Here is a 9172-nt window from a genome sequence, read left to right as displayed (position 1 = left end):
TTTTTACTGTTCATTGTGTCCATAAGTTTATACTAATTTACTTATTCTTACTCTTGATTATCAAGAGTTGACACAGTTTGATTTACAGTCTCGAACACGGTAATAAGCAAATTGACAGTCTGGATTCCTGTCAAAAGAAATCACTTATACATTACTTAAAGAATTATAATCGGCATATCCCACATGTTCTTTCTTTCCCGAAAGAAATAGAGTAATTAACTTTGACGCAATTTAGTACAGACACATGTCCACTTTTGCGACCGGAATCAGTTGATTTAGCTAGAGCGCTTGCCTGGCAGGCAAGAGGTGACCGGCTTTAAACACCATTTAAAGCTTGATTTTCTTCTCTCTTATAATTCTCGCACGAATGTCGCACTATATCTAACCTTGTTTATCTTATTTGTTATTTATTGCAAGGTAGTAATTTGTTTCGCTTACATCATACCTTCATCAGCAAAACTATAGTAGCTGTCTTTACTTATAATCAGATGGTCGAGCACTTTCAAATCCAGTACCTCCGCACCTGCTTTGATCTTATTCGTAAGTGCAATGTCTTCCCTGCTTGGATCAAGTTCTCCACTGGGACGGTTATGCGCTAAGATGACTCCACTTGCACAGCTTTTCAATGCTGCTGCAAATATTACTTTCGGATCTGCAATAGTTCCGCTCAGTCCCCCTTGTGATATTTCCACCACTCCAAGAACTCGATTTCTCCTGTTCACCAGAAGTATTTTAAACTCTTCTAATAGCTCGATTTTGTCCATGCTCCATTGCTGTATCAGTATATAATAAGCATCGTTAGACTTGCTAATTTGAGGTCTCTCACTAACTTTGTAGTCCGGTCTGTAACTGATTTCTACTTCTGCTACTTTGAATGTTTTCTGTGTCATAGTTATATTAATTATATAACCCAACCAAGCTTTCAGCCTCAACTAAGTAAAGAAGCAACGGAATAAATGGATTGTGTGGAGGCCATAGGAGCGTTTATGCCGGAATTTCTTTGTACGTGTTGAGGTGACAAGCTTACCTTCGTGGAGTAATTAATACTACTAACCAGCCTATATCCAAAATCTATTACTATTTGCATTATTAACGGGATGATACCAAATTCTGGATATTGAAAGTGTGAGGTGAAACTGATCGATCTGTCTGTTTAGAAGGTCTAACACGTTTGTGGCCTCCTACATTATGTCACCTTATAAAAGAAGCAATGGGATATGTAAACCCAGTCTCAACGACCTGTATGATAACCCGCCCTAATTTTGGAATAAATATGCAAAAAGTCGAAACTTAAGTTTGACGTGTGCGTTGAAAGGAATCTACCAACGTTTAATGCAAATGTGGTAAGATGGGATTGAGTCTGCTAATTAAACCTACAGACATGGAAGATGAAAATGAACTTAACGAAGAACGTCAAAAGTGTATCTTACTTTTAGATTTCATCATCTCCAGCATGAGTGCGGATGTTAAGGCTAAGATTGCGTCGGAAGGTTACACGCCTTTAAAGGTTGCAACCCTTTACTTGATAGATCAGATCAGGGCATTTGACTTTACACAATGGCAGATCAATGCTGATAATGTTGTCGATAAGTATGAGTCTTTCAGTGTAGTATTTGTATTTGATCGCTCTGGAACAACGATAGTTGATATTGTTTTCTAATCTTGGCCAGCAGCAGTAGGTAGTCCATTTGTGAGCTTAGCTATTATGTAATCTGTCTGACTGCAACGTGAAGCCAGGGCGCACAGCCCTAGCTGAATATGCACAGTTTATATTTGACTGGGTTAAAGAAACAGAACAGTAATATTTATGTGCTGGTTGATGTATTTACATTCTTGTATTGAAGTAGACAGCCAGTTGACTTCGGGCCAATTTTCCTATCTGTTTAAAAGGTAACATTGTTTAGTAGCCTTGTATAGTAATTAGACGCTAAAGCTAAACAAGAAAACCCTTAACAGCATCCACTGGTAAGGGCTTTAATTCTCATATTATTGATATAGTTCTCCAACTAAGGAGTTGCTTGAACAGAGGACCATGTTGTTTGTTTTACCTTTTTAATAAAAAACCCCTCACTGAATGAATCAATGAAGGGCTCCTGTGTTTTATACTAGACTTGAAAATAAATACTGTAAACTATCGATAATTGATTATGTTTTAAACATTTACATTCTTTTAAGTACTCATTTATAGTTGAATAGAGTGACTGCTAGAAACTCCTCTCCCTTTTTACTTACTGATGCATAGAAGATATTATTCTCTTTGATAACCGATATCAATCCCTCACTGCGCAGCTGCTGAAATCCGCGTCGTAACGTCAAAACAGTCTTAGGCAAAACCAATCTACCACTTTGATATATAAACATTAACACCTTCAACTTCAGATTTAAGTCCATAGGTGAAAGGTAATCAATAAGTTGCGGTATAGCTACGGATTTAAATTAATAATCTGGTGACACACCATTCTCATCTATGAATGAACCTAATTCATTCAGTACTGATGATAGTTCCTCAGTCTCTGTATACCACTTGGAATCAATCTTCTTGATAACCCCAACCTCAAATCCATCCCAGTGGATGAGGTATTCATAATTAGAATAGTTTAAAGGATATATCTGAATCTCTCGATACTTACCCTCGATTTCTCCGGTATACAATATGTACTTTTCCATGCTCTTATATTTGGTTCACATGCTAACACGAAGTTTACCTTATGGTTTAGTATAATGAGAAAAATACATTGCATGACTACATACCACACGCTTCAATATACAAACCAATCTCAGGTGCGCTTAGATTGAGATAATTATTCGAACCATTCCATATTGGCTTACCAGTACCTGCGTCAACATCAGAAACATATACGTAACCTACTGCCCGATTCTCCCATATTATTCGGTAATGTCCTTCATCAGTCTTTGGTAATACGATTTCAATTTGTCTGTAGTCCAAAGTATATTGGTAATTCATGGTCTATCTTCTGGATTAATTATAAGTTTGATTTGAGCAGCATATAAATAGTGTGCTTTAAATCGTAGGATAAAGTTTAGTTCATTCACGTTATTTTTTACTGCCCACAGTTTTAGTACTGGTGTAATCTGTTTAACAAACTCTAAACAGTACTTTTGAAAGTTTGTTTCTACATATTTCTTTCTATAATCCTTATCTAGGTAAGTCAAGTCAACATGTATACTATGCGTACCACCGAAGTCAAACAGATTACAGGTTTCTTTAGGTAAGTGCTTCCCCATTCTTGATGAATATGCCCACTCTGTCAGAGTAGGTATCATAGTTCCTCTTGCTAATCTTCGCATGTCCATACAGTAAAGTTATGCTAATAATATTAGTGTTTCAAGGTGTGTTGAAAAGTTGTAACTTGCAATATGAAGTTTAAATAATTATGGCATATATATCGATGACACCGGAAGAGCTAAGGAAACAACACAGCATTCTAGGAATTCTTAAAGCACAGAATGACCTCCTTCATACTTATAATGACCCGACTACTGAAGAACGTGCTTCCGGACTCGGTACAATTACAAGAGTACCATTCAGGTATAAGACGACTGAGGACATAGCACCGGAAATTAATGTTACTGAGAAGGTAGCGACAGTTCTCATAAGCAATTTAAAAGCTTTAGGATTGGTGGGTATCGATTACAGAGCCAATACTTGCAATATTATTGATGCCGGTTATCTGGCATATTTTGAAGAACGATTACTTAGAGAAGCAGACTCATTAAAAGAGGCAGCCCGTAAGGATCGGAGAGATAAATTAGTTAGCATATCAAATCTACTTGTAGCCCTTCTCACCTTGATAATGACCATAGTCGGCATATATTATGTACAGATAGCGCCTTTGCAAAAGGAAAGGGATAACCTTACAAATAGGGTTAATGTTCTTAAAGCAGAGAACAGTAAGTTAAACCAAGCACTTAAGCAAGTAAATAAATGAAACTAAAACGCTATCAGTATATCTTGATTAGTATCTTAATATTATTGCTCGTAACTAATCCATCTCCCAAAACCTTCCTGCAGCATCTACATCAGCCAGAAGATAAGTACATGAGCCGAGATTACAACTTCTTCGTATGTTCTATATATTCATATAAAGTGGTATATGAGACCGTGACAGACAGTTCTGGCAGTCTAATAAATGAGCGGTCATACAGGGAATGTTACTTAGGAGTATTTGGTAATTTCATTATGTATAAAATACAACGCTAAGAATGTTTAGGGATAGGTCGCCTTTTAAATCAGCGAAGAGAGCATATTAATGCAGCAGAACTAATTCCACGCCTATCCATGACCTTCTTTACCTTCCAAATAGTTTAGAAATTCTTGACCATACTTTTCACGTAACCTTGCAAATGACTCATTCTTTGCTGCCTGATGATACTTTGTCACATTGATTGTTGATGCAGAGGTTCCATGATCTGAGATTTTCAGTTCATTCAGATAAGATACAGTGTTTTGGGCTGCCTTAAACGTTTTTAGTGTGTGTAATTTCCCTTTACAGTCATGCCATGTGGACTTTGATTCCCAGAAGCGCCCTACCTTGTAATGGGTATAGTAAACTTTGTCTATACCAAGAGCTCGATCTATTTTGTCCGATCTCTGAAGGTTATTACTAATTCTACCACCAGCAAGTGCCCCTACACCAGTTGTAATAATAGTTACTACAGGGAACAAGACAGACCATAGGCTTTTCTTGACATTCATATTTAGATAACCAATTCCAGACAGGAAACCAACTACCGCACCAATTATTATTCCTTGCAGACCTTTCATTATTCTTCCTTCGTTGGTGTACGTTCAGGACTGTTTATACTGTCAGGCTGATAATAACCCTTCATCAAGGTTATTTGCTCGGTTAGTAAATTATTCGTTTCCTGCTGGGTTCTAATAAGCTTAACTTGATTATCAATGATGGTGTTGACTTTCCAATACCACATAACAACCTCCCTAAGTACTAGGAATACAAGTATCACTATTCCAAATCCCATGAGTGAGTAGAAGAGTTTGCTAGATGTAGAAGATTGAGCAAATGTAGCGGTAGGCAGAAGTAATGCCACTAGTGTAAATTTTCTTTTCATATTTGAGAGCTTTAGTAACCCAAGGTAATGATTTGTTTTCATTCTTAGATACTACAGTTTTACTAGCATTAAACTGCTGCTTGAAGTTAGATGTAGGTTTATAGCAGGTTATCATGTCAATGGATAATCAAAGTTCGTATCTGTTTAAAAGGTAGAATGTGTACGTTATCATGTTCCACTGCTGTGGATAACTTGCTTTATAACCATATATAATCAATGATTACCTTGTAAACAGATAAAGAAGTTATGAATCCAGAAATAATAGGTGCAGGTGCAGCCCTTACAGCAGCAGGTAAAATAAAGGAAGATTCCTTATTAGGAATGATGTACAAAGATGTGATGCAACCTAGTGTACAATCATTAGGCAGGGCGCTAGGTAATACCATTGAGTTTTGCACAACCCCCCTCCTGTTATGTAAGTTTGGCAGTGAGGCTGCAAAGCTACTCTATCAACAAAGGATGGATGAACTTGCTGAGAAGCTTATGGACATTCCGAAAGATAAGGAGATACCGGTTAATCCTCAATTGGGTGTACCGATAATGGATAAGCTAACATACACTACAAATGACGAAATAGCAGATTTATTCAATTCGTTATTATCCAAAGCTGCATCATCTGATACAGTTAACTTAGCACATCCTGCTTTCATCCAGATTATCGAGCGTTTGTCAGTTGACGAGGCGCGAATAATTAAGTATTTAGCTAACAAGGATGATATTCCTTGTATCTCTTTTAGAGCAGTGCTACCGGAAAACAAAGGTTGGTTAGAGATTCTCAAAGATGCGACACTCATTCAATTCGAGGTGGAACTACTTTTCCCTACTAATACTTCCACTTACATTGATAATTTACTAGGCCTTGGTATACTGCGTCATTCAGGTACACACTATAAAATGGATGAAGGTATTTATGAACCGTTGCTTAAGCTACATAACTTTGATTCTATCAATATAGCTTATACACAGGGGGGAGCCTATTCTCATGTAGAAAAAAGCAAAGCCTTTTTGCAAGTCACCGCATTTGGAAAAACTTTCATCCTTGCATGTGCTTCTTAATAATGACCTTAATAGTTCAAAAAGTCATACTCCAAACCAATCACAGGAACCCACTGCTATAGTGAAGATCTAATCTTCTATTCATTTGGGGGAACGATGCATTAATATGAGAACAGTAGTTAATATATTGCTTACATTATTCCTGATCCTTTGCCGCCTCAGCTTCGATTAACGGTCGATGCCAGTCCCATAGTTGTTCAAGAGAAGTGAAATCATTTGGTACGGGATTATTAACTCTAAATGCCTCTTCTATAGTTAGCGCTTGTATATGACTAAAATAGCTTTCACTGGTTCTTCTTGGATTACTTGCTAAAGAGCTTTTAAAGTAGCTGTCAGATATATCATAGTGATGGGTATGTATAAATCCACTCCATCGTTCTTTTAGGGTTTCCTCATCGACCAAATCAATAACTTCAAACTGTTCCATGACACGATCTTCAGGTGTTCCCCATGCAGTATTCAATAGACTAACTGCTTCAACATCGGAAGTTGGAGCGCCATATCCAAATACTGTTACCCTTTTTGTACTCCCGTCTTTGCCCATCCAATATTTTACCCTTTCCCACTCGCCATTGATAAATTCGTCATCGGTGTAGTTTTTCTTTTCAATGGGATAGAGCAACTGTGTAGGCTTTAACACTCCGCCATCGCGTCTACACGAATACCCTGCTGGTCCGCATCTTTTGTCTTCAGGAGAGTATCCAATTGCAACATTGCCGTGTAAAAACGATAAGTGAGGCATATCTTTGGTAAACTCTCGATTACGTACCCAAGCCTGATAAAGGAAAGGATCCCAATTAAAGGTTGCAATCAAATCTTTACTCCGCAACGACAGAACCAAATAATCGTAGATGGTAGGTTCGTCAGGGAGATGCATATCACCAAAATATAGCTGTACTCTACTCTGAATCGCTTGTAGAATCTCAGAGTCAGGATTATCATTGTGTATCTTAGAGTATAGTGTTTCGAAGTTAGTTGCTCGAAGGTCATCCGGCAACCCTTCAACTATATCATGCAGACCAACAACATCAATGAAGTTATCCATAGATGGCAATCTTTTACCACTACGTTCGCCATTTCTCATTGTTGATGCAATACTAGCACCTGCACCTAAAATTACTACATGGCCTCCTCCTCCAAATACTTGTTGGATGCCTGCTTCTTTAGACATTCCAGTCATGTCAGTCAGGTTTAGTTTGATTTAATTTAGAATTATCAATGTAAAGTCCTAGTTCATCTACCATCGTTTGCGGCCATTGGATCTCTGGGCCTCCCGACTGGTACCATCCTTGATCACCTTTTCTCAGGTACAGATAGAAGTCTAAATCACTAATCTCGTTTCTGAAGAGATAGGTGATATTATCGGAAGACATTACTCTTCCCCTCACTAGATCCCCATTAGGCAAAGTTGCTTGCGCGTCTGTTATGTATCTATTCGTTTCCATAAGTTAGTTTTACGAGCTTAAATTTAAGAAGTATAAATGCCTGTCAATCGGCAAACCTAATTTGAAAAGTTTAGCACACCTTTGTACATTATTAGACCAGGATATACCATATATTAAAGCACTGATGGACTATTAACTGTTTAATTCAAATTAGACTTCAACCAGTTCTGATAGTTTTGCTGCGATATCCAGCATTGATTCTTCTCGTGTGCTAAGACCGCTTCGAGAGCCAAGTAAAGGACTGACTTCGCGCAGTTCTTCAAATGTCGTGTTGTGCATGATGGGTACAAGTAAATTTCGTGCCAACAGTGCTGAAAGTTCTTTGTCAGCAATGCCTTCTCCTTGTACACGCTTCAAAAAAGCAGGAGTCACCAATACAATTCCAACTCGTGACTTAACTAATCCTTTGTCAATTTCGCGGAGTAAGGGTAAACCTAACGCTACATCCTTTTCGCTGAACCAAACAGTAACTCCACACGACTCAAGCACGTCATGTAATTCTTTAGCAGCTCCCTTTCGGTCGTCCCACGCATGGCACAGGAAAACGTCACGAAGATCAGGTAAAGCTGCTCGACTCTCTATATTCTCCCTAATAGGTGTAAGTGTTCTTATCTCATCAGGAGTGTAGAGAATAGTAGATCCAGCTCCAGACCAGCGTGCCTTGCTACTTCTTGACTGTCTACTTCCAGCGTTCGAGCTGTTATGGGAACTTATGTTCGAAGTTGAAGAAGTAGAATTGGAAGGATAGTAATCATAGCTACGATACCTACTGCGACTACTACATGCGGGGCATGCTGCTGCGCCACTAGCTGTGCGATGACCATATCTCGGTGCTGTACATCTTGACATAATTTTAAGTTTAAGAGGTTAACGTTTATCTCCCGAAGAAGTAAATCTAATGATCATATGTTTAAAGACTGATCCCAATATCAGGATATTATTTAACTAATTATTATGGAAACCCGTAAACAATGGAAAGATCTGCTCACCGCCTGCGAATGGAACTTTAGGTCTTTGCAGAGAGAATTCAGAACATGACTGTAAATGATATTTAAAATAAAGTAATTTTGAATTTGCCAATTTCTGATTCTGATTTCCAAATAAATTAAACGTTATAATTATTAATGCAGATCAGAATAACTAAAATGCCAATTTCAAATCTCTGCGGTTGGTGGGGCATACAGCATAAATATTGTACTTAGTAATATTCAAGCTCGATGTGGTGGTGATAACATTAAATACTAATCTTTCTTGCCTATTTATATGGTAATATCATTTAGTTCAGTAGTACAGAAAGACATATTCTAGGCAGGTTAACTTAATTGTTCTTAATAGTACTAGAATTAAAGTAGGGGCTTGCACTACGGATAGATGGCGGTTCTTCAGGTACTAAATATATCCAAAAAATGCAGTCTAAGAAGACTACCACCACGACTGACAAAATGAATAAGAGACGTCTCAAAGTATAGAAGATAAATGGTTAGAAGAGTTAAAGCTACATAGTTATTTTTTGTATGTGCAACAAGAAGTTGTATTGTTATTGTTACTAAGTTGTTCGGCATGGCATTTCAGCATATCAA

10 protein-coding genes are annotated in these 9172 nt (G+C 37.7%); 3 read left to right on the top strand and 7 right to left on the bottom strand.

Going from position 1 to position 9172, the window contains the following annotated elements; translation table 11 throughout:
- Window positions 1-434 precede the first annotated feature (434 nt).
- Window positions 435-890 (bottom strand): JAB domain-containing protein, encoded by a 456-nt coding sequence (locus FN831_RS20075; protein WP_142529981.1) that lies wholly within the window; start codon window positions 888-890, stop codon window positions 435-437.
- A 491-nt stretch (window positions 891-1381) separates the two neighbouring features.
- On the opposite strand from FN831_RS20075, the gene FN831_RS20070 reads away from it, so the two are divergent.
- Complete coding sequence (locus FN831_RS20070) at window positions 1382-1660, top strand: hypothetical protein (RefSeq protein ID WP_142529980.1); 279 nt, start codon at window positions 1382-1384, stop codon at window positions 1658-1660.
- 776 nt (window positions 1661-2436) lie between these two features.
- Here FN831_RS20070 and FN831_RS20065 read toward each other — a convergent pair.
- Together FN831_RS20065 and FN831_RS20060 are read right to left on the bottom strand one after the other, a co-directional pair.
- Window positions 2437-2667 (bottom strand): hypothetical protein, encoded by a 231-nt coding sequence (locus FN831_RS20065; protein WP_142529979.1) that lies wholly within the window; start codon window positions 2665-2667, stop codon window positions 2437-2439.
- A 294-nt stretch (window positions 2668-2961) separates the two neighbouring features.
- Window positions 2962-3315, bottom strand: a complete 354-nt coding sequence (locus FN831_RS20060; RefSeq protein ID WP_142529978.1) for a hypothetical protein — start codon at window positions 3313-3315, stop codon at window positions 2962-2964.
- An 80-nt stretch (window positions 3316-3395) separates the two neighbouring features.
- Between FN831_RS20060 and FN831_RS20055 the strand changes: the two genes are divergently transcribed.
- Window positions 3396-3950 carry a hypothetical protein gene (locus FN831_RS20055; protein WP_142529977.1) on the top strand — a complete coding sequence of 185 codons (555 nt, stop codon included), beginning with the start codon at window positions 3396-3398 and terminating at the stop codon, window positions 3948-3950.
- A gap of 344 nt (window positions 3951-4294) precedes the next feature.
- Here the strand turns inward: FN831_RS20055 and FN831_RS20050 are convergent, their stop codons facing one another.
- Together FN831_RS20050 and FN831_RS20045 are read right to left on the bottom strand one after the other, a co-directional pair.
- On the bottom strand, window positions 4295-4786 hold the full coding sequence (locus tag FN831_RS20050; protein WP_142529976.1) for a hypothetical protein: 492 nt from the start codon (window positions 4784-4786) through the stop codon (window positions 4295-4297).
- On the bottom strand, window positions 4786-5133 hold the full coding sequence (locus FN831_RS20045; protein ID WP_185960553.1) for a hypothetical protein: 348 nt from the start codon (window positions 5131-5133) through the stop codon (window positions 4786-4788). Before FN831_RS20045 ends, FN831_RS20050 begins: the two co-directional genes overlap by 1 nt.
- Before the next feature lie 204 nt (window positions 5134-5337).
- On the opposite strand from FN831_RS20045, the gene FN831_RS20040 reads away from it, so the two are divergent.
- Complete coding sequence (locus FN831_RS20040; RefSeq protein WP_142529974.1) at window positions 5338-6147, top strand: DUF4393 domain-containing protein; 810 nt, start codon at window positions 5338-5340, stop codon at window positions 6145-6147.
- 136 nt (window positions 6148-6283) lie between these two features.
- On the opposite strand, the gene FN831_RS20035 is transcribed toward FN831_RS20040, so the two are convergent.
- Together FN831_RS20035 and FN831_RS20030 are read right to left on the bottom strand one after the other, a co-directional pair.
- A complete protein-coding gene (locus tag FN831_RS20035) occupies window positions 6284-7318 on the bottom strand; it encodes a hypothetical protein (protein WP_142529973.1) in 1035 nt (344 codons plus the stop codon).
- A gap of 424 nt (window positions 7319-7742) precedes the next feature.
- Window positions 7743-8441 carry a toll/interleukin-1 receptor domain-containing protein gene (locus FN831_RS20030; RefSeq protein ID WP_142529972.1) on the bottom strand — a complete coding sequence of 233 codons (699 nt, stop codon included), beginning with the start codon at window positions 8439-8441 and terminating at the stop codon, window positions 7743-7745.
- Window positions 8442-9172 lie beyond the last annotated feature (731 nt).

It is taken from the genome of Pedobacter westerhofensis, from assembly GCF_900182595.1.
Classification (GTDB): domain Bacteria; phylum Bacteroidota; class Bacteroidia; order Sphingobacteriales; family Sphingobacteriaceae; genus Pedobacter; species Pedobacter westerhofensis.
Note: the sequence above shows the minus strand (reverse complement) of the source record. Positions and strands in the feature narration are given on the sequence as shown.

What these genes read in the sequence shown, in the direction of transcription:
- FN831_RS20055 (WP_142529977.1), top strand. Translation starts at nt 3,396, where the DNA reads ATGGCATATATATCGATGACACCGGAAGAGCTAAGGAAACAACACAGC.
- FN831_RS20070 (WP_142529980.1), top strand. Translation starts at nt 1,382, where the DNA reads ATGGAAGATGAAAATGAACTTAACGAAGAACGTCAAAAGTGTATCTTA.
- FN831_RS20045 (WP_185960553.1), bottom strand. Translation starts at nt 5,133, where the DNA reads ATGAAAACAAATCATTACCTTGGGTTACTAAAGCTCTCAAATATGAAA.
- FN831_RS20060 (WP_142529978.1), bottom strand. Translation starts at nt 3,315, where the DNA reads ATGGACATGCGAAGATTAGCAAGAGGAACTATGATACCTACTCTGACA.
- FN831_RS20050 (WP_142529976.1), bottom strand. Translation starts at nt 4,786, where the DNA reads ATGAAAGGTCTGCAAGGAATAATAATTGGTGCGGTAGTTGGTTTCCTG.
- FN831_RS20065 (WP_142529979.1), bottom strand. Translation starts at nt 2,667, where the DNA reads ATGGAAAAGTACATATTGTATACCGGAGAAATCGAGGGTAAGTATCGA.
- FN831_RS20035 (WP_142529973.1), bottom strand. Translation starts at nt 7,318, where the DNA reads ATGTCTAAAGAAGCAGGCATCCAACAAGTATTTGGAGGAGGAGGCCAT.
- FN831_RS20030 (WP_142529972.1), bottom strand. Translation starts at nt 8,441, where the DNA reads ATGTCAAGATGTACAGCACCGAGATATGGTCATCGCACAGCTAGTGGC.
- FN831_RS20040 (WP_142529974.1), top strand. Translation starts at nt 5,338, where the DNA reads ATGAATCCAGAAATAATAGGTGCAGGTGCAGCCCTTACAGCAGCAGGT.
- FN831_RS20075 (WP_142529981.1), bottom strand. Translation starts at nt 890, where the DNA reads ATGACACAGAAAACATTCAAAGTAGCAGAAGTAGAAATCAGTTACAGA.